The following is an 18,705-nucleotide window of genomic DNA, read 5'->3' as shown; positions in this document are numbered from 1 at the left end:
GGCGGCGTGCACTTCGCGTGAGGGGCGCCGTCGTCATCACGGGAGTGATGGCGTCCGGCAAGTCGACGGTGGCGCAGGCGCTGGCGGAACGCCTTCCGAGGGCGGCACACGTGCGTGGTGACGTCTTCCGCCGCATGATCGTGTCCGGGCGCGAGGAGTACGTCCCCGGGGCCGCCGGCCAGGGAGAGGCGCAGCTCCGGCTGCGGTACCGGCTGTCGGCGGCGACCGCGGACGCGTATGCGGAGGCCGGGTTCACGGCGGTGGTCCAGGACGTGGTGCTGGGCCAGGACCTGACGTCGTACGTCGGTCTGGTGCGCACGCGGCCCCTGTACGTCGTCGTACTGGCTCCCAGTCCCGAGGCCGTGGCGGCGCGGGAGGCCGGGCGGGCGAAGACGGGTTACGGCGCGTAGACGGTCGAGGACCTGGACCGGGCGCTGCGCGCGGACACCCCCCGGCTCGGGCTGTGGCTGGACAGCTCGGAGCTGACGGTGGGGGAGACGGTGGACGCGATCCTCGCGGGGCGGGAACGGGCGAGGGTGCGCTGAGCGTCCTGTGGTCCGGGGCTGTCCTGCGGTCCGGGGCGTTGTCAGTGGCGGGGCGTAGTGTTCTGAGCAGTGGGGAACGGCCGCCGGAGTCGTACGGCGCAACGGCGTATGCCCGGCCGCGCCCTGCGCGGGGACTGTGAGCAGACACATGCGCCGGGGCACATGTGACGAAGCACATGCGGGGGAAGCAATGAGCACGACCAGTGCCGCCACGGCGGTGATCACGCTGAGCGAGGACCAACTCGATCCGTACGTCACGCACGGCGCGACGCGCCGCTGGCTGACAGGGCCCGGACTGCCGGGCGACAGCGGCCTGTTCACCTTCGAGGAACTGGTCCGGGAGGGCCTGCGGACGGTCGGGGACTGCACCGGCGACCCCGACGGCCGGCTGGCGGCGGAGCTGCGGGACCAGCTGGTCATAGGGGCGGTGCTCGACCCCCGGGGCCTGGAGACCGAGTCGGTGCTGCTGGACGGCGCGACGGGGGAGATCGCGACGACGTACTTCCTGCACGACCGTCCCGACCTGATGGACAGCCGCCCGCTGGCACCGTCGCTCGGCACGCTGGTGCGGTTCGCGACGGCGGCCGACGAACTGGCGGCGCTGCGCGGCCAGTTCGCGTCCTACGCCGGCCGTTTCGGCCCGAAGGCGGCGGCTGAGGCGTCACGCCATCTGCTGGCGGTGTTCGAGGAGGGCGCGGACGGCGAGGTGCCGCCGTTCTGGAAAATGGCGGCCCTGATCCGCCCCCTGTCCCTGGTGGCGGGTCCGGGAACAGCCTCCGGACTCGCTCTCGACCTCCCCACCCGCCTCCTGGACGGGGAGTTCGGGCCCGGCAAGGTGTGGCGCTTCGAGGACGTCGACTTCCCCTCCACCCTCACGCACGAGCCGACCCGCCGCTTCCTGCGCGACACGGGCCTGCCGGAGGACGGCCTGTTCTTCCACCTCGACACGGACGTCCCCTTGCCGACCCTGGCCGAGCACTATGCCTACCAGGGCCCGGACGGCTTCGGTCCCGCCCGACTCCCGCACAGGGCTTCCCACTTGATACGGCTCGGCCATCTCATCGAGGACAACAGCCTGGTGGTCGACGGCGAATCGGGCGCGGTCCTCAACTGGAGCGAGCCCGAGGCCACCCTGTACCCGCTGAACACGGACGTCTCCACCCTGGCCTTCACCCTCTGGCTCCTGCACCGCGAGAGGGCCATCGACCAGGACCTGGCAGGCGAGCTGACGACCGACGCCTACGGCCAACTGGCCACGACGATGATCCACACCTTGTCGGCCATCGACCCGGCCACCCTCACGACGGAGCCCGGCCGGCACTACTGGACGGAGGCGTTCCAGGACGAGGCGGGCGGGGTCCTGTGACCGCGAAGGGCGAGTCCGTGGCAGGCGGCCGCAACACGCCGAGGGCGACACCCTCAGCGGATGCCGCCCTGTCGTTTTTCCTGGTCAGGCAGGTAGAGGCCGTGGCGGGAATTGAACCCACGTACCTCGCTTTGCAGGCGAGTCCCTAAGCCACTCGGGCACACGGCCGGGTCGATGCGGAGCGCCTGGCTCCGCTCCGAACTCGGTGAAACGACCGTACGGCGGGGCCGGGAGGGGGCTCAAGGGAAACACGGGGGCTGCAATGGGACTGCCATACGGCGTTCATGAACGGGCCGGGTTCGCTGATGGATGCCGCCCGGTGACACCAGGTGGTACCACGTAGTACTGTCGAAGCATGGCTGGACTGAACCTGCGGTTTACGGACGAAGAGCTCGACGCCCTGCGTGAGCGTGCGGCGGCCGAGGGGCGCAGCATGCAGGCCTTTGCGCATGACGCGGTGATCGCAGCCATAAACGAGCACTCGCGGCTGTTCAACGAGGCCGCCGAGCACGTACTGAAGGCGAGCGCCGAGCTGAACCGGAGGCTCGCCTGATGCACTACCTCACCCTGCCCGAGCTGCTTAATCTCGCACAGCGGCTCGGGGCGGACGAGGTGCGTGACTACGGGCTGCTGGACTCGGCCCTGGCGCGTCCGCAGTCGAGTGTCTTCGGGCAGGACGCCTATCCCGACGTGTGGCAGAAGGCCGCCGCGCTGATGGAGTCCCTCGCCCGCAACCATGCCCTCGTGGACGGCAACAAGCGCATCGCCTGGTACGCGACCTGGGTCTTCCTCCATATGAACGGGCACCCGTTGGACGCCGACTTCGACGTGGACGAAGCGGAGCGGTTCGTGCTGGATGTCTGCCAAGGCGCCCTGGACGTACCCAAGATCGCCGCCCAGTTGCCCCGCTTCGCTCGCTGACTGTGACCTCGGTCCCACCCGTCGGCGAGCTGGCGCAGTCCGCGCGCTGCCCCAACCGGGGCGCCGGTAGGGTGGCCCGGTTGTCATACCCAGCCGAGCCGCCCGCCCGTCTCCCGCCACCGCCCTACCTGACGCGCTTCGCGCGGCCCCTTTGATTCGACCACCCACACGGAGACCGTGACTACCACCGCCGCCAGCTCTGCCTCGCACTCCCACCACCTCTCTCCCGCCTTCCCCGGCCGTGCCCCCTGGGGCACCGCCAGCAAGCTGCGTGCCTGGCAGCAGGGGGCGATGGAGAAGTATGTCCAGGAGCAGCCCCGCGACTTCCTCGCCGTGGCCACCCCCGGCGCCGGCAAGACGACCTTCGCGCTGACGCTCGCCTCCTGGCTGCTGCACCATCACGTCGTGCAGCAGGTGACCGTGGTCGCGCCGACCGAGCATCTGAAGAAGCAGTGGGCGGAAGCGGCGGCGCGCATAGGCATCAAGCTGGACCCCGAGTACAGCGCGGGCCCGCTCGGCAAGGACTACCAGGGCGTGGCCGTCACGTACGCCGGTGTCGGCGTGCGGCCCATGCTGCACCGCAACCGCGTCGAGCAGCGCAAGACGCTCGTCATCCTCGACGAGATCCACCACGCCGGTGACTCCAAGTCCTGGGGCGAGGCCTGTCTGGAGGCCTTCGAGCCGGCCACGCGGCGGCTCGCGCTCACCGGTACGCCGTTCCGCTCCGACACCAACCCCATCCCCTTCGTGACGTACGAGGAGGGCAACGACGGGATCCGGCGGTCCGCCGCCGACTACACCTACGGCTATGGGAACGCGCTCGCCGACCATGTCGTGCGGCCCGTCATCTTCCTCTCCTACAGCGGCAACATGCGCTGGCGCACGAAGGCCGGTGACGAGATCGCCGCCCGGCTCGGCGAGCCCATGACCAAGGACGCCATCAGCCAGGCCTGGCGCACCGCCCTCGATCCGCGCGGCGAGTGGATGCCCAGCGTGCTGCGCGCCGCCGACCAGCGGCTGACCGAGGTCCGTAAGGCCATCCCGGATGCCGGTGCCCTCGTGATCGCCTCCGACCAGGACTCCGCGCGGGCCTATGCCAAGCTGATCCGCGAGATCACCGGCAACAAGGCGACCCTCGTCCTCTCCGACGACGCCGGCGCCTCCAAGCGGATCGACGAGTTCAGCGAGAGCAACGACCGCTGGATGGTCGCCGTCAGGATGGTGTCGGAAGGCGTCGACGTGCCCCGCCTCGCGGTCGGCGTGTACGCCACCACCATCTCCACCCCCCTCTTCTTCGCCCAGGCCGTCGGCCGGTTCGTGCGTTCGCGGCGGCGCGGCGAGACCGCCTCCGTATTCCTTCCCACCGTCCCCGACCTCCTCACCTTCGCCAACGAGATGGAGGTCGAGCGCGACCACGCCCTCGACAAGCCGAAGAAGGAGGGCGAGGAGGACCCGTACGCCGAATCCGAGAAGGAGATGGAGGAGGCGAACAAGGAGCAGGACGAGGACACCGGCGAGCAGGAGGAGTTCTCCTTCGAGGCGCTGGAGTCCGACGCCGTCTTCGACCGGGTGCTCTACGACGGCGCCGAGTTCGGCATGCAGGCCCACCCGGGAAGCGAGGAGGAGCAGGACTACCTCGGCATCCCGGGGCTCCTCGAACCCGATCAGGTGCAGCTCCTCCTCCAGAAGCGCCAGGCCCGGCAGATCGCACACAGCCGCAAGAAGCCGGACGCCGAGGCGGACCTCCTGGAGCTGCCCGCCGAGCGCCGGCCCGTCGTCTCGCACAAGGAGATGATGGAGCTGCGCAAGCAGCTCAACACCATGGTCAGCGCCTACGTCCACCAGAGCGGCAAGCCCCACGGCGTCATCCACACCGAGCTGCGCCGCACCTGCGGCGGCCCGCCGAGCGCCGAGGCCACCGCCGGACAGCTGCGGCAGCGCATCGCCAAGGTGCAGGAGTGGGCCACGCGCATGAAGTGACGGTCGTTGCGCGCCGGTCCTTTCACGCCGTACGTATCGGGACATACGCAGGTACTCCCTCCCCGTATGTGACCGGATTCTGGACGGAGACTTCCGCTCAGCGAACTCCCTTCGCTACTGTCCGGCTACGCACACGCCCCGTGGCAGCGCCGCCGCGGAGCGCAGCCGTGAAGCGACGCGGCCCGGCAGCGGCCGGGCCGCCGGCCGATCGGCGGCCTCTGTTGCGCGTCACCGACGGGACTCGGTGACGCACCGCCGCGCGGGGGTCGCCGACCTCACCACTTGGAGGAGTGGGCGTCGTGACCGCGGAGACCTCTCAGACGCTCGACCGGGGACTGCGTGTCCTCAAGCTGCTGGCCGATACGGACCACGGGCTGACCGTCACCGAGCTTTCCAACAAACTGGGCGTGAACCGGACCGTGGTGTACCGGTTGCTCGCCACACTCGAACAGCATGCGCTCGTACGGCGTGACCTGGGCGGCCGCGCCCGGGTCGGGCTGGGGGTGCTCAGGCTCGGCCGGCAGGTGCATCCGCTGGTGCGGGAGGCCGCGTTGCCGGCGCTCCGGTCGCTGGCCGAGGACATAGGTGCGACGGCCCATCTGACGCTGGTGGACGGGGCGGACGCGCTGGCCGTGGCCGTCGTCGAGCCGACGTGGACGGACTATCACGTGGCGTACCGGGCCGGGTTCAGGCATCCCTTGGACCGGGGGGCCGCGGGCAAGGCGATCCTTGCCGCGCGGGCCAAGCCGGCCGGGGACTGCGGGTACACGCTGACGCATGGGGAGTTGGAGGCGGGGGCCAGCGGGGCCGCGGCGCCGCTCCTCGGGGTCACCGGGGTCGAGGGCAGCGTCGGCGTGGTCATGCTGGCCGACGCGGTGCCGGAGCGGGTCGGGCCGCGGGTGGTCGACGCGGCCCGGGAGGTGGCCGAAGCCCTTCGCTGAGCTGCCAGGGTTTGGCCGATGCGCCAAACCGCTCCCGTCGTCTCTGGCCGATCCTCTCGCCGCTGTCCGCTCGTCCGCCCGCATCATCGGGTCCAAGCAGCGGAACGGCGGAGAGGGCGGCCAGTGGACGCAGTCAGAATTCGGGCCGAGGTCGGGCGGCGGACAGTCCCGCTCGACCTCACCTTGGATGTCGTCGCCCTCACCCGCGCCCTGGTCGACATTCCCTCCGAGAGCGGGCAGGAGAGCCGGATCGCGGACGCCGTCGAGGCGGCCCTGCGGGTGCTTCCCCAGCTCACCGTCGAGCGGGTCGGCAACTCGGTCGTCGCGCGCACCGACCTCGGCCGCCGCCAACGGGCCGTCCTCGCGGGGCACTTGGACACCGTCCCGGCCGCCGGGAACCTTCCTTCCCGGCTCCATGACGGCCGCGTCCACGGTCTCGGCGCCTGCGACATGAAGGGCGGCGTCGCCGTCGCCCTCCGCCTCGCGGCCACCGTCCCGGCCCCCACCCGCGACCTCACCTATGTCTTCTACGAGTGCGAGGAGGTCGAGGGCGACCGCAACGGCCTGCACCGGATAGCCGCCCAACGCCCCGACCTGATCGAGGACGCCGACCTCGCCGTCCTCATGGAGCCCTCCGACGCGGGCGTCGAGGCCGGCTGCCAGGGCGTCCTCACCGCCGACGTCGTGGTGCGCGGCGCACGCGCCCACACCGCCCGCTCCTGGATGGGCGTCAACGCCGCGCACCTCGCCGCCCCCGTCCTGCAGCGGCTTCACGACCACACGCCCGAGCGGGTCGTGATCGACGGGCTGGAGTACCGGGAGGGCCTGAGCGCGGTCGCGGTACGCGCCGGGGTCGCCGGGAACGTCGTACCGGACGAATGCGTGATCACCGTCAACTCCCGCTTCGCCCCCAGCCGTTCGCCGCAGGAGGCGGAGGAGTACGTGCGCAGGCTCTTCCCCGAGTACGAGGTCCGCGTCACCGAAGTGGTACCGGGCGCCCTCCCGGGGCTGGACCGCCTCGCCGGCCTCGTGTCCGCGCTCGGTGCCCCACCCCGCCCCAAGCTCGGCTGGACGGACGTGGCCCGCTTCGCCGCGCTCGGCACACCCGCCCTCAACTACGGCCCCGGAGACCCGGCGCTGGCACACACGGCGGGGGAGTACGTACCGGTCGAGCACCTGCTTACCTGCGAGGAACGCCTCAGGAAGTGGCTCCTTCAGGCCCTTTGAGCCCTGCCAGCGTCCTCAACTGAAGCCACAGCACCAGCCGTTCGTCGGGGTCGTCGAGGTCGATCCCGACGTGCTGCTGTGCCTGCTTCAGGCGGTAGCGGCAGGTGTTCGGGTGCACGGCGAGCAGCTTCGCCGCGCCCGCCATGTCGCAGCCCGCGTCGAACCAGCTGACCAGGGTGCGCGCGTAGTCGGTTCCGTGCTGCCCGTCGTACGCCAGCACCCGCCGCCACGCCCCCGCGCTCAGCTCCCGCCGCTCGCCCAGCACTTCCGCGAGCCGCAGCAGCGTCACCCGCGGGCGCACCTCGTCCACCGTCGCGACCGGCAGTTCCGGGCCGAGCACCCGCAGCACCAGCTCGGCGTCCTCCCGCGACCCCACGACCTCCGCAGGCTCAGTCACCACCTCGCCCAGGGCCGCCCGCACGGGCACCCGCAGCGCCTGTCCGGCCCGCGCCACGATGTCCTCGGCCAGCCGCTTGTGCCGCGCGCCCGGCCCGGGGAGCACCGCGTAGACCACCCCGTCCACCAGCACGCACGCGTGCCGCCCGTAACGCGCCTCGCACTGCAGTCGTACGACGTCCAGCAGGCGCAGGGCGGTCTGCTCGGCGTCGGGGAGGCTCGCGGCGTCCAGTACGAAGGCGGCCACCCGGACCGCGCCCTCGAGTCCCAGGCGGTCGAAGGCGGTCGACGGGTCCGCCGTGCCGTCGAGCAGCCGGCGCAGCAGGTCGCTGTTCTGGTGGCGGGCCAGCTCCTGGGCCGCCCGTGCCCGCAGCAGGAGCAGCGCCGCCGTGGACGCGCCCTGCGTCAGGGTCTCCTCGGCGTCGGGTGCGAGCGTGCCGTCGTCGACCACCCAGACCGAGCCGAGCGTCTCGCCGCCCGCGCGGACGGCGACCGCGAGGCGCGGCAGGTCGCCGTCCCGGAGCGCGGGCATCCGTACCGGCCCGGGGGAGGCGAACAGCACCCGGTACTGCTCGCCGTTGGGTGTGCTGGCCGGCACCTGCAGGCCGAGGATGCTCTGCCGCCGGTCCTCGTCGACCGGCTGACCCGGGACCGTGGAGTAGGCGAGGACCCGCTGGCGCGGGTCCTCCACGGCCGTCGCACCGCCGGTCGCCGCCGCTACCGCGTCCGCGAGCGCGAACAGGTCCCCGAGACCGCCGGCCGACGGTGCGGGCCGGGCGCCGATCGCCGAGGACAGCAGCAGGTGGACGTGGTGCCAGGCCGCGTCCTCTTCGACCGACAGCAGCGCGAGGCCGTGCGCCTCCGCCTCACCGACCGGTCCGTCCGGGCCGCGTACGACAAGGCCGGTCATTCCGGCCTCCGCGGCCGCCCGGACGAGGGGACCGGCGGCCGCCGCCCGCACGCCGACGGCCAGCAGCAGCGCGCCCGGCGCATGCGGCGTCGGAGCGTGGGCGTCGTGCAGGAGCACCTCGGTGACCTGGGCGGCGAGCCCGCCGGGGGCCGTGTGCAGGCGCAGTGCGGGGCCGCCGATGACGTCCAGGAGATCGCCGAGGGTGCAGGCGTCCATGGGGGCTCCTCACGTGCGGGGTCGCGGCCGAACGATCGTGATTGGCCGATTCCGAAACGAACGTACGTATCCGTTGTGCAGATGCACAACCCGGAACGGTCACCTCCCCTCGAAACTCGACCCATGACCCTCGACCGCCCGCCCGGAGTGAGCATCCGCACCGTCCACGACGTCACCGGCCTCGCCGCCGTCGCCGACTACTTCAGCGAGGTCTGGCAGACCCCGCGCAGCGCCCCGCCCTACCCGGCCGAAGTGCTGCACAGCCTCGTCCACGCGGGCGGCGCCGTGCACGCCGCCTACGACGGAACGCGGCTCGCGGGAGCGTCGGTCGCGGTGTTCGGGCCGCAGGGGGACGCGTACTCCCTGGTCGCCGCCGCCGACCGGGGGCTCGGGTACGCCGTGAAGCAGGCCCAGCGCGCCTGGGCCCTCGGCCTCGGCGCCCGCACCATGCGCTGGACCTTCGACCCGCTGGTCGGCCGCAACGCCCGCTTCAACCTGGCCAAGCTGGGCGCCACCGGCACCGAGTACCTCGTCGACTTCTACGGCCCCATGTCGGACGGCGTGAACGACGGCGACGAGAGCGACCGGCTGACGGTGACCTGGGAGCTGGCGGCGCCGACCCCCTCGTACGAGACCACCGACCGGGACACCGCCCCCGGCACCCACACCGCCCCCGACGGCGCGACGCTCGCCCGCCGTGACCCTGCCGGCCGGCACATCTGGTGCCGTGTACCGGACGACATAGTCCGGCTCCGCGCCGCCGACCCGGAGCTCGCCCTGCGCTGGCGGTATGCCGTCCGTGAGGTGTTCACGGAGGCCTTCGCGCAGGGGTTCACGGCGACGGGGATGTCCCGTGACGGCTGGTACACCCTTTCGAGAGAGGCAACGGCATGAAGCTGGAACGCGTGGAGATCGTCCATGTGGAGATCCCGCTGGTCACCCCGTTCCGTACGTCCTTCGGCACGATGACGACGAAGGACACCTTCCTGCTCCATGTCGTGACCGACGTGGCGGAGGGCTGGTCGGAGTTCGCCGCCGACCCCGAGCCGCGGTACTGCTCGGAGTTCGTGGCCGGCGCGGAGATCGTGCTGCGGGACTTCCTGCTGCCGCGCACCGCCGCCCTTCCGCGGCTCACCGTGGCCGCGCTCGCTCCGGCCATGGCGAAGATCAAGGGCCATGAACTCGCGAAGGCGGCCCTGGAGACGGCGGTCCTGGATGCGGAGCTGCGGTCGTACGGCATGCCGCTCGCCACCTATCTGGGCGCGGTGCGCGAGCGGGTCCCCGCGGGGGTGTCCGTCGGCATCAAGGAGGCCGTCCCCGACCTGCTGGACGACGTCGAGCGCTATCTCGCCGAGGGCTATGTCCGCATCAAGCTGAAGATCGAGCCGGGCTGGGACGTGGAACCGGTCCGGGCGGTCCGCGAGCGATTCGGGGACGCACTGCACCTCCAGGTCGACGCCAACACGGCGTACACCCTGGCCGACGTCGAGCATCTGCGGCGCCTGGACGCCTTCGGGCTGCTGCTGATCGAGGAGCCGCTGGACGAGAACAATCTGTACGCCCATGCGCAGCTCCAGAGGCGTCTGCAGACGCCCGTCTGCCTCGACGAGTCCCTTCACAACGCCCGTGACACCGCCTCCGCGATCGCGATGGAGGCCTGCCGGGTCGTCAATGTGAAGCCCGCGCGCGTGGGCGGCTATCTGGAGGCCCGCCGCATCCACGACGTGGCGCACGCCCACGGGGTGCCCGTGTGGTGCGGCGGCATGCTGGAGACGGGAATCGGCCGCGCCCCCAACCTTGCCCTGGCCGCCCTGCCGGGCTTCACCCTCCCCGGAGACACCTCCGCCTCCAGCCGCTATTTCGCCGAGGACATCACCGAGCCGTTCGTCCTCAAGGACGGCCACCTGCCCGTCCCCACCGCGCCCGGGATCGGCGTCGAACCGCTGCCGGACGCACTGAAGCGGTTCACCAGGGAGAAGCGAGACCTGTACGTGAGCCGACCGACACCTGGCCGGAAGTGAGCGTCACGTTAGATTGATCCCGTGCTCTCTCGCCTCACACGCCCCCAGGCCCTCGCTGTGTGTGCCCTGCCCGTCGTGGCGCTGATCGCCACCGCGGTCTTCGCGCCGCTGCCGTTCTCGCTGGCGCAGCCCGGGCTGACGGCGAACGTGCTGGGGGACAACAAGGGCACCCCGGTGATCACCATCTCGGGGGCGAAGACCCGGCAGACGAGCGGGCAGCTGCGGATGACGACGATCGAGGCGACCAACCCGGACGCGCATGTCTCGCTGGGCGATGTGATCAGTGCCTGGTTCGCCACGGACCGGGCCGTCATGCCGCACGACTCGGTGTATCCGAGCGGACAGTCCACCAAGGAGATCGAGCAGCACAACAGCGCGCAGATGAAGCAGTCCCAGGACGCGGCGACCCGGGCCGCCCTGAACTATCTGCACCTCAGCGACAAGAAGGTCAAGGTCACGCTGAAGCTCGCCGACGTCGGCGGCCCCAGCGCCGGGCTGCTGTTCACCCTCGGCATCATCGACAAGCTCGACGGGAACGGCAGCGGCGGCGACCTCACTGCCGGCCGCACCATCGCAGGTACGGGGACCATCGACGGTGACGGCACGGTCGGTGCCGTGGGAGGCGTGGCCCTGAAGACGCAGGCCGCGCGCCGGGACGGCGCGACCGTCTTCCTCGTCCCGAAGGCCGAGTGCTCCGACGCCAAGTCCGAACTGCCCAAGGGCCTGCGGCTGGTCCCGGTGACCACGCTGAAGGGCGCGGTGAACGCACTGGTGGCACTGGAGTCGGGGAAGGGTTCCGTACCGAGCTGCTGACCCGGCTCCCGGTGGCTCAGTCGGTGTCCTCCAGGGGGTGCTGCCAGCGGAGGCCGGGGAAGCGGGCGAAGCCGCGGTCAACGGAGTACAGGGTGGCCCCGTGCTCTATGGCGAGGGCGGCGAAGTATGCATCCGGAACGAGGTTTCCGCGAGCCCCGGCCTTGAGACAGAGACGCTCGAAGATCTCCCAGTGGCGAGGCCCTTCCTGGACCGGCGTGGCGACAGGTGCGCTGCGCACGTCCCGGAGGAACTCCATCGCTCGCTCCGGCTCGCTCGGCGGCTGGTAGATCCGCTGGTGGGTGACGATGCGCAGAAAGCCGCTGTCGATCACCCCGTTGTACCCGACGGGCTCGTCGCCCCGCAGCCGCTCGATGAACCACGAGTGGTAGCGGTCGTGGTCCTTGGCGTCCTCGCGGAACGCGTACACGAGGACGTTCACATCGCAGATGATCATTCGAGGCCGTCCATGAGGTCGCGCACGGAGGCGTTGTCGTCGAGATTGACGCCGGGGCGCACCCCTCTGCCGCCGGGATCAGTCGTGAGTTTGACGATGTTCTGCGCCGCCGCCACATCCCGTGCGAACGACGCCCGCAGCGCATCCTCTATCACCGCACTGACCGTGACGCGTCTGCGCGCCGCCCGCAGCTTGGCTTGCTGGATCAGGTCCTCGGGGAGGTCGACGGTAGTCCTCATGCATACGAGCGTAAGTCGACTGCATCATGATGCGCCAGAGTGAATCGATGATGCGCGGACTTGACCTACTTCACGAAACCCTCCGCCTTCATCCAGCCCAGCGCCACCTGATGCGGATCCTCCCCGTCCACGTCCACCTTGGCGTTCAGCGTCCGCGCCACCGTGTTGTTCAGCTTCCTCGTCACCGGGTCGAGGACCTCGGCGATCGCCGGCCACTTCTTCAGGGCCTCGGTGTTGATCTCCGGTGCCACGTTGTAGTTGGGGAAGAACTTCTTGTCGTCCTCCATCACCGCCAGGTTCATGGACTTGATGCGGCCGTCGGTGGTGAACACCTCGCCGTAGGTGCAGCTCCCCTTCTCGACCTGGGTGTAGATGATCCCGGTGTCCATCTGCGTGACGTTCGTCGCGGGCACGCTCATCCCGTACGCCGTCTCCATGCCCGGCAGCCCGTCCGCCCGGTTGGCGAACTCGCTCTCCACGCACAGCGTCACCGCGCCCGGGTTCTTCTTCGCCAGCGCGGCCACGTCCGACAGCGTCCTGGTGCCGTACTTCTTGAAGTTCGCCTGGTTCATGGCCAGCGCGTAGGTGTTGTTGAGCCGCGAGGGCGGGAGCCAGGTCAGGCCGTGCTTCAGGTCCGCGTCGTGCACCGCCTGCCACTGCTTCTGCGGGTCGGCGATCGGCTCGCTGTTGCCCTGGTACGTGATCCAGGCGGTGCCCGTGTACTCGTACATTGCGTCCACGTCGCCGGTCTTGACCGCCTCGCGTGCGCCGATCGAGCCCTGGATGCCGGTGCGGTCCAGGACGTCCGCGCCGGCCGCCTGGAAGGCGATGCCCATCATCGCACCGAGAATGAGCTGCTCGGTGAACGACTTGGACGTGACGGTCAGATGGGCGCCGTCGAGCGGCTTGCCGTGTCCGATGGAACCTGGCTTCACGGCGTCGACCATGGGGGAGCCGCTCTGCAGGCCGCAGCCGGAGGCGGCCACCAGCGCGGGGCCCAGCAGCAGACACACGGGCCGCCGTCTCATGTCCCCACCTCCAGCCCCCGTGGCCTGAGCAGAAGCTCCGCCAGTGACGCCAGCCAGTCCACCAGCAGCGCCAGGACGACCGTGAGGATCGAGCCCAGCATCAGCACCGGCATCCGCTGGTTGGTGATGCCGGTCGTGATCAGCACGCCCAGGCCGCCGCCCCCGCCGAAGGTCGCCAGGGTCGCCGTACCGACGTTCAGGACCAGTGCCGTACGGACGCCCGCGAGGATCAGCGGTACGGCCAGCGGGAGTTCCACCCTGGCCAGCACCCCCAGCGGGGACATGCCGATGCCGCGGGCCGCCTCGAGGAGCGTCGGGTCGTTGGCCTTGAGGCCGGCGATCGTGTTGGAGAGGACCGGCAGCACGGCGTAGATGATGATGCCGATCAGGGCCGCCTTCGTGCCGGTGCCCAGCCAGATCACCAGCAGGGCCAGCAGTCCGATCGCGGGGGTCGCCTGGCCCATGTTGGCGATCGTCATCGCCACCGGGGTCGCCTTCCGGAACGCCCTGCGGGTGAGCAGGATGCCCAGCGGGATCGCGATGATCAGCACGAAGAAGGTGGAGATCACGGTGAGCTTGACGTGCTGCCACAGGGCCTGGGAGACCTGGCCGCCCGAGAGGGCGTTCTCGGAGATCGGGTCGAGGTCGGCCTGACGGAACCACAGCCAGGTCGCGAGGAGTACGGCGACGATCACAGCGGGCAGGAAGGTCAGCTTCTGCCAGGTGACACGCGACTTCCGGGGGACCGGCGCCGGCGGCGGGGCCTCGGTCTCCGGCGGGGCCGCCTCCTGTTCGTCCTGCTCGGGTTCCTCCAGCTCGGGAATGGTCATGCCTTGGTCACCCCGCCGGGGCCCTCCTGCTCGGCGTGCGTCTGGGCGGCCCGTAGCTCCTCCAGCTCGTGCTGGGCCTCCAGCGCCTCCAGCCGGTCCGCCTCCATCAGCTCGTGCACGGAGTTCATGAGCGTCTCCACGTCGACGACGCCCTCGTACTCGCCGCGCCGCCCGGTCACCGCGACCCGCCCCGCGCTGTCGGTGAGGACCGCCTCCAGGGCGTCCCGGAGCGTGGCGTCCCTGGTCACCGTGTCGTTCACCAGCGTGCCCGCCCGGGCCAGCGAGCCCCGCGCGCGCATGAGGTCGCCGCGCCTGAGCCATTTGTAGGGGCGGCCACGCTTGTCGAGCAGCAGGATCTCGTTGGTCCCGCTGCCGCGGAGCCGGTTGAAGATCTCCTGGAGCGGGTCGTCGAGGGTGACGGTCGGGTAGTCGGTGATCTCGACGTCCCGTACGCGGGTGAGGTTCAGCCGCTTCAGGGCGGCTCCCGCGCCCACGAAACCGGACACGAAGTCGTCCGCCGGGTTGGTGAGGATCGCCTCCGGGGTGTCGAACTGTGCGATGTGCGAGCGTTCGCGCAGCACGGCGATGCGGTCGCCCAGCTTGATCGCCTCGTCGAAGTCGTGGGTGACGAACACGATCGTCTTGTGCAGTTCGTGCTGCAGTCTGATCAGCTCGTCCTGGAGGTGGTCGCGGGTGATCGGGTCGACCGCGCCGAACGGCTCGTCCATCAGCAGGACCGGCGGATCGGCCGCCAACGCCCGCGCCACGCCCACGCGTTGCTGCTGCCCGCCCGACAGCTGCCGCGGATAGCGGCCGCGGAACTCGACCGGGTCGAGACCGACCAGGTCGAGCAGCTCCTCCACCCGGGAGCGGATCCGCGCCTTGGGCCAGCCGATCATCTTCGGTACGAGGGCGATGTTCTGGGCGACCGTCATGTGCGGGAACAGCCCCGCCGACTGGATCGCATAGCCCACCTTGCGGCGCAGCTTGACCGGATCAATGTCGGTAACGTCCTCACCGTTGATCCGGATGCGGCCCCCGGTCGGCTCGATCAACCTGTTGATCATCTTGAGCGTGGTCGACTTACCGCATCCGGACGGGCCGACGAAGATGACGAGCTCGCCCGCCTTGATCTCCATGTTGACGTTGTCGACGGCGGGGCTGGGGGTGCCCGGATACCGCTTGGAGAGGTTCTCCAGCTCGATCGTCGCCCCATGGGTGGCCTCAGACACGGATCCCCCTGGGGATGGTCAGCCGTCCGATCAGGACGTACGCGGCGTCGAACAGCAGCGCGAGGACGATGATCCCGAGGGTGCCCGCGAGGACCTGGTTGAGCGCGTTCTTGCTGCCCAGCGAGCCGATACCGCGGAAGATCTCGTTGCCGAGGCCCGGCCCCGAGGCGTAGGCGGCGATCGCGGCGATGCCCATCAGCATCTGCGTCGAGACCCGGATCCCGGTCAGGATCGGCGGCCAGGCCAGCGGCAGCTCGACCCGCACCAGCCGCATCAGCCGGGACATCCCGATGCCCCGCGCGGCGTCCACCAGCGACGGGTCGACCCCGCGCAGGCCCACGATCGAGTTCCGCACGATCGGCAGCAGCCCGTACAGCGTCAGCGCGATCACCGTGGGCGGCACGCCCAGGCCCACGATCGGGATGAGCAGACCGATCATGGCGAGCGAGGGAATGGTCAGGATGGTCGAGGTGCTCGTGGTCGCGAGGCTGCCGGCCCAGCCGCTGCGGTAGGTGACGATCCCGATCAGTACGCCGATCACGGTCGCCACGACCATGCACTGGAACACGGCACTGGCGTGCTGGTAGGCGTCGGCGAGCAGCTGCTGGTGCCGGTTGCCCAAGTACTCCCAGAAGCTCACCCGCTCACCCCCGGCCGTCGGCTAGGTCCTCTCGACGTCCTGGGCCGCCTGCTCCACCAGCGGGATGATCCGCAGCGGAACCGGGTTCTCCATCACGATCGCGGTGGCGGCCCGGACAATGCCATCAAAACCGACAACCAGGTCGATGACCCGCTGGAGATCGGCGTTGGAGCGGGCCACCAGCCGGCACAGCATGTCCCCGCTGCCGGTGGTGGTGTGCAGTTCGAGCACCTCGGGCACGGTCGCCAAGTGCGCCCGGACGTCGGCCCCTTGGCCCTGCCGGATCTGAAGGGTGGCGAAGGCGGTGACGGGGTACCCGAGGGCGGCAGGGTCCACCTGTGGTCCGAACCCGCGGATGACGCCATTCGACTGAAGCCGGTCAAGTCGCGCCTGCACCGTCCCGCGCGCCACCCCGAGCCGCCGGGACATCTCAAGGACCCCGATCCGCGGCTCCCGCGCCAGCAGCACGATGATCCGGCCGTCCAGATGGTCGATCGCCACAGCCGCCTCCCTGGTCTGGTGGTCATCCTGTACAGAAGTCCGGGGAATCCCCGCCACTGACTGAACAGATTGCCCAGCAAAAAAAGAAACTATTGCGCACCTTGCCGTATGGGGATGAGGCTGCCGCTATGACGCAGACCACACACCACTCTCCCGACACCGCCCGGCAGGCCGACCCCTTCCCGGTCAAGGGAATGGACGCGGTCGTCTTCGCCGTGGGCAACGCCAAGCAGGCGGCGCACTACTACTCCACCGCCTTCGGCATGAAGCTGGTCGCCTACTCCGGACCGGAGAACGGCAGCCGCGAGACCGCGAGCTACGTCCTCGAGAACGGCTCCGCCCGCTTCGTCCTCACCTCCGTCATCAAGCCCACCACCACCTGGGGCCACTTCCTCGCCCGGCATGTGGCCGAGCACGGCGACGGCGTGATCGACCTCGCCATCGAGGTCCCGGACGCCCGCCGCGCCTACGCCTACGCGATCGAGCACGGCGCGAAGAGCGTCGCGGAGCCGTACGAGCTGAAGGACGAGCACGGCACGGTCGTCCTCGCCGCGATCGCCACCTACGGCGAGACCCGCCACACCCTCGTCGACCGCTCCGGCTACGACGGCCCCTACCTGCCCGGCTTCGTCACCGCCGCCCCCATGGTCGAACCGCCCGCCCAGCGCACCTTCCAGGCCATCGACCACTGCGTGGGCAACGTCGAGCTCGGCAGGATGAACGAGTGGGTCGGCTTCTACAACAAGGTCATGGGCTTCACGAACATGAAGGAGTTCGTGGGCGACGACATCGCCACCGAGTACAGCGCGCTGATGTCGAAGGTCGTCGCCGACGGCACCCTCAAGGTCAAGTTCCCGATCAACGAGCCCGCCATCGCCAAGAAGAAGTCCCAGATCGACGAGTACCTGGAGTTCTACGGCGGTGCGGGCGTCCAGCACATCGCGCTCAACACGAACGACATCGTGCAGACGGTCCGCACCATGCGCGCGGCGGGCGTGGAGTTCCTGAACACCCCGGACTCGTACTACGACACCCTCGGCGAGTGGGTCGGCGACACCCGCGTGCCGATCGACACCCTGCGCGAGCTGAAGATCCTCGCCGACCGCGACGAGGACGGCTATCTGCTGCAGATCTTCACCAAGCCGGTCCAGGACCGTCCGACCGTCTTCTTCGAGATCATCGAGCGGCACGGCTCGATGGGCTTCGGCAAGGGCAACTTCAAGGCCCTGTTCGAGGCGATCGAGCGGGAGCAGGAGAAGCGCGGCAACCTCTGAGTAGTCTGACCGCATGGCCAGGATCAACGACGTGGGCGGCACGGAGGGCTTCGGCGCCGTCGACATCACCGACGACGCCGAGCCCTTCCACGCGGACTGGGAGGCCCGGGTCGTCGGGCTCCTCGGGGCCCTGCGTGCGCAGGGGATCTTCAACACGAACGAGTTCCGGGACGCCATCGAGTCGATGCCGCCCAGACAGTACCTGGCGGCGTCGTACTACGAGCGCTGGTTCGAGGCGATCTGCACCCTGCTGGAACGCAAGGGCGTGATCAAGCCGGGTGAGCTGGACGGGCTCGATGGCTGACGGCGACCGTTTCCCGCCGGGCACGGCCGTCCGCACCTTCCACCACGACCCGCCGCACCACACCCGCCTGCCGCGGTACGCACGCGGCAAGCGCGGCATCGTGGTCGAACCGGAGGGGCGGGCGGAACTGGCCGACGTCAGCGCGCAGGGCCGCGGGGACGCACCGGTCGAGCAGGTCTACGCCGTCCGGTTCGCGGCCCGTGACCTGTGGGGCGAGGGCGACCACCACGTCGTACTGGACCTGTGGGAAAGCTACTTGGAAGCGGACGAAGAAGGTGCGGCCCGATGAGCGGTGACCACTCCGACGCGACGATCGCGCAGCGGGTACGGCGCCTGGAGACCCTGCTGGAGGAGAAGGGGGTCCTGTCGGGCGCCCGGCTGGACGAGATCATCGACGCGTCCGTGACCGGCGCCTCGCCCGCGAACGGCGCGCGGGTCGTCGCCCGCGCCTGGACCGACGCCGACTTCAGGGCGCGGCTGCTGGCGGACGGCACCGCGGCGGTGCGGGAACTCGGCTTCATGGAGGGCTCGTACCAGCGGCTGAGGGTCGTCGAGAACACGGACACCACCCACAACGTCATCGTCTGCACCCTCTGCTCCTGCTACCCGTTGCGCCTGCTCGGCCCGTCCCCGAGCTGGTACAAGTCCGAGGCCTACCGCTCCCGCGTGGTCCGCGAACCCCGCGCCGTACTGGCCGAGTTCGGCCTGGAGCTGCCCGCCGGCACGGAGATCACGGTGTGGGACTCCAGCGCGGAGACCCGCTACATGGTCCTCCCACGCCGCCCCGAGGGCACGGAGGCCCTGGACGAGGACCAGCTCGCGGCCCTCGTCACCCGCAACGCACTGATCGGAACGGCGGCCGTCTGA

General features: G+C 70.3%; 21 protein-coding genes, 1 tRNA gene and 1 pseudogene. 14 read left to right on the top strand and 9 right to left on the bottom strand.

Going from position 1 to position 18,705, the window contains the following annotated elements; translation table 11 throughout:
* Window positions 1–17 precede the first annotated feature (17 nt).
* Both ACWCRD_RS14555 and ACWCRD_RS14550 read left to right on the top strand, forming a co-directional pair.
* Window positions 18–545: pseudogene (locus ACWCRD_RS14555) on the top strand (AAA family ATPase).
* A gap of 190 nt (window positions 546–735) precedes the next feature.
* Window positions 736–1,911: an SUKH-4 family immunity protein gene (locus ACWCRD_RS14550; RefSeq protein ID WP_450966168.1), complete on the top strand. Its 1,176-nt coding sequence runs from the start codon at window positions 736–738 to the stop codon at window positions 1,909–1,911.
* 96 nt (window positions 1,912–2,007) lie between these two features.
* Here the strand turns inward: ACWCRD_RS14550 and ACWCRD_RS14545 are convergent.
* Window positions 2,008–2,079, bottom strand: a tRNA-Cys gene (locus ACWCRD_RS14545).
* A gap of 187 nt (window positions 2,080–2,266) precedes the next feature.
* Here ACWCRD_RS14545 and ACWCRD_RS14540 point away from each other — a divergent pair.
* From ACWCRD_RS14540 to dapE, 5 genes are all read left to right on the top strand, one after another.
* Window positions 2,267–2,464, top strand: a complete 198-nt coding sequence (locus ACWCRD_RS14540) for a hypothetical protein (protein WP_124441851.1) — start codon at window positions 2,267–2,269, stop codon at window positions 2,462–2,464.
* On the top strand, window positions 2,464–2,832 hold the full coding sequence (locus ACWCRD_RS14535; protein ID WP_062703422.1) for a type II toxin-antitoxin system death-on-curing family toxin: 369 nt from the start codon (window positions 2,464–2,466) through the stop codon (window positions 2,830–2,832). Before ACWCRD_RS14540 ends, ACWCRD_RS14535 begins: the two co-directional genes overlap by 1 nt.
* 177 nt (window positions 2,833–3,009) lie before the next feature.
* The gene (locus tag ACWCRD_RS14530) at window positions 3,010–4,812 is read left to right on the top strand and encodes a DEAD/DEAH box helicase (protein WP_390699805.1); all 1,803 of its coding nucleotides are present in this window, start codon (window positions 3,010–3,012) and stop codon (window positions 4,810–4,812) included.
* A 299-nt stretch (window positions 4,813–5,111) separates the two neighbouring features.
* The gene (locus ACWCRD_RS14525; protein ID WP_450966167.1) at window positions 5,112–5,753 is read left to right on the top strand and encodes an IclR family transcriptional regulator; all 642 of its coding nucleotides are present in this window, start codon (window positions 5,112–5,114) and stop codon (window positions 5,751–5,753) included.
* A gap of 123 nt (window positions 5,754–5,876) precedes the next feature.
* Window positions 5,877–6,980: a succinyl-diaminopimelate desuccinylase gene (dapE, locus tag ACWCRD_RS14520; protein ID WP_450966166.1), complete on the top strand. Its 1,104-nt coding sequence runs from the start codon at window positions 5,877–5,879 to the stop codon at window positions 6,978–6,980.
* Here the strand turns inward: dapE and ACWCRD_RS14515 are convergent.
* Window positions 6,952–8,502, bottom strand: a complete 1,551-nt coding sequence (locus ACWCRD_RS14515) for a PucR family transcriptional regulator (protein ID WP_450966165.1) — start codon at window positions 8,500–8,502, stop codon at window positions 6,952–6,954. The genes dapE and ACWCRD_RS14515 overlap by 29 nt on opposite strands.
* A gap of 123 nt (window positions 8,503–8,625) precedes the next feature.
* Here ACWCRD_RS14515 and ACWCRD_RS14510 point away from each other — a divergent pair, with 123 nt between their 5' ends.
* Genes ACWCRD_RS14510 through ACWCRD_RS14500 form a run of 3 tightly spaced genes read left to right on the top strand, consistent with a single transcriptional unit; the run spans window position 8,626 to window position 11,336 of the window.
* Window positions 8,626–9,396, top strand: coding sequence for a chorismate synthase (locus ACWCRD_RS14510; protein WP_450966164.1), 771 nt, complete (start codon window positions 8,626–8,628; stop codon window positions 9,394–9,396).
* Window positions 9,393–10,523 (top strand): o-succinylbenzoate synthase, encoded by a 1,131-nt coding sequence (gene menC / locus ACWCRD_RS14505; RefSeq protein WP_450966163.1) that lies wholly within the window; start codon window positions 9,393–9,395, stop codon window positions 10,521–10,523. Before ACWCRD_RS14510 ends, menC begins: the two co-directional genes overlap by 4 nt.
* Window positions 10,524–10,544: 21 nt before the next feature.
* Entirely contained in the window at window positions 10,545–11,336 is a 792-nt protein-coding gene (locus ACWCRD_RS14500; RefSeq protein ID WP_450966162.1) for a YlbL family protein, read from the top strand.
* A gap of 16 nt (window positions 11,337–11,352) precedes the next feature.
* On the opposite strand, the gene ACWCRD_RS14495 is transcribed toward ACWCRD_RS14500, so the two are convergent.
* From ACWCRD_RS14495 to ACWCRD_RS14465, 7 genes are all read right to left on the bottom strand, one after another.
* Complete coding sequence (locus tag ACWCRD_RS14495; RefSeq protein ID WP_450966161.1) at window positions 11,353–11,790, bottom strand: TA system VapC family ribonuclease toxin; 438 nt, start codon at window positions 11,788–11,790, stop codon at window positions 11,353–11,355.
* Window positions 11,787–12,029, bottom strand: a complete 243-nt coding sequence (locus ACWCRD_RS14490) for a hypothetical protein (protein WP_450757220.1) — start codon at window positions 12,027–12,029, stop codon at window positions 11,787–11,789. Before ACWCRD_RS14490 ends, ACWCRD_RS14495 begins: the two co-directional genes overlap by 4 nt.
* Window positions 12,030–12,094: 65 nt before the next feature.
* Complete coding sequence (locus ACWCRD_RS14485; protein WP_450966160.1) at window positions 12,095–13,057, bottom strand: glycine betaine ABC transporter substrate-binding protein; 963 nt, start codon at window positions 13,055–13,057, stop codon at window positions 12,095–12,097.
* Window positions 13,054–13,887 carry an ABC transporter permease gene (locus ACWCRD_RS14480; RefSeq protein ID WP_450966159.1) on the bottom strand — a complete coding sequence of 278 codons (834 nt, stop codon included), beginning with the start codon at window positions 13,885–13,887 and terminating at the stop codon, window positions 13,054–13,056. Before ACWCRD_RS14480 ends, ACWCRD_RS14485 begins: the two co-directional genes overlap by 4 nt.
* Window positions 13,884–15,119: an ABC transporter ATP-binding protein gene (locus tag ACWCRD_RS14475; protein ID WP_450966158.1), complete on the bottom strand. Its 1,236-nt coding sequence runs from the start codon at window positions 15,117–15,119 to the stop codon at window positions 13,884–13,886. The genes ACWCRD_RS14480 and ACWCRD_RS14475 overlap by 4 nt, the downstream gene beginning before the upstream one ends.
* Window positions 15,112–15,759, bottom strand: a complete 648-nt coding sequence (locus ACWCRD_RS14470; protein WP_450966157.1) for an ABC transporter permease — start codon at window positions 15,757–15,759, stop codon at window positions 15,112–15,114. The genes ACWCRD_RS14475 and ACWCRD_RS14470 overlap by 8 nt, the downstream gene beginning before the upstream one ends.
* Before the next feature lie 21 nt (window positions 15,760–15,780).
* The gene (locus tag ACWCRD_RS14465; RefSeq protein ID WP_115907901.1) at window positions 15,781–16,260 is read right to left on the bottom strand and encodes an Lrp/AsnC family transcriptional regulator; all 480 of its coding nucleotides are present in this window, start codon (window positions 16,258–16,260) and stop codon (window positions 15,781–15,783) included.
* A gap of 128 nt (window positions 16,261–16,388) precedes the next feature.
* Between ACWCRD_RS14465 and hppD the strand changes: the two genes are divergently transcribed.
* The 4 genes from hppD to nthA are packed head-to-tail and all read left to right on the top strand — an operon-like array spanning window position 16,389 to window position 18,705.
* Window positions 16,389–17,534: a 4-hydroxyphenylpyruvate dioxygenase gene (gene hppD / locus ACWCRD_RS14460; protein WP_450966156.1), complete on the top strand. Its 1,146-nt coding sequence runs from the start codon at window positions 16,389–16,391 to the stop codon at window positions 17,532–17,534.
* Between the two features lie 13 nt (window positions 17,535–17,547).
* A complete protein-coding gene (locus ACWCRD_RS14455) occupies window positions 17,548–17,838 on the top strand; it encodes a hypothetical protein (protein WP_450966155.1) in 291 nt (96 codons plus the stop codon).
* Window positions 17,831–18,127, top strand: coding sequence for an SH3-like domain-containing protein (locus ACWCRD_RS14450; RefSeq protein WP_115907904.1), 297 nt, complete (start codon window positions 17,831–17,833; stop codon window positions 18,125–18,127). Before ACWCRD_RS14455 ends, ACWCRD_RS14450 begins: the two co-directional genes overlap by 8 nt.
* Complete coding sequence (gene nthA / locus ACWCRD_RS14445; protein ID WP_450966154.1) at window positions 18,124–18,705, top strand: nitrile hydratase subunit alpha; 582 nt, start codon at window positions 18,124–18,126, stop codon at window positions 18,703–18,705. Before ACWCRD_RS14450 ends, nthA begins: the two co-directional genes overlap by 4 nt.

This window comes from Streptomyces sp. NPDC002092, assembly GCF_053593775.1.
The sequence above is the reverse complement of the archived record's forward strand: the minus strand, read 5'-3'. Positions and strand labels throughout refer to the sequence as shown.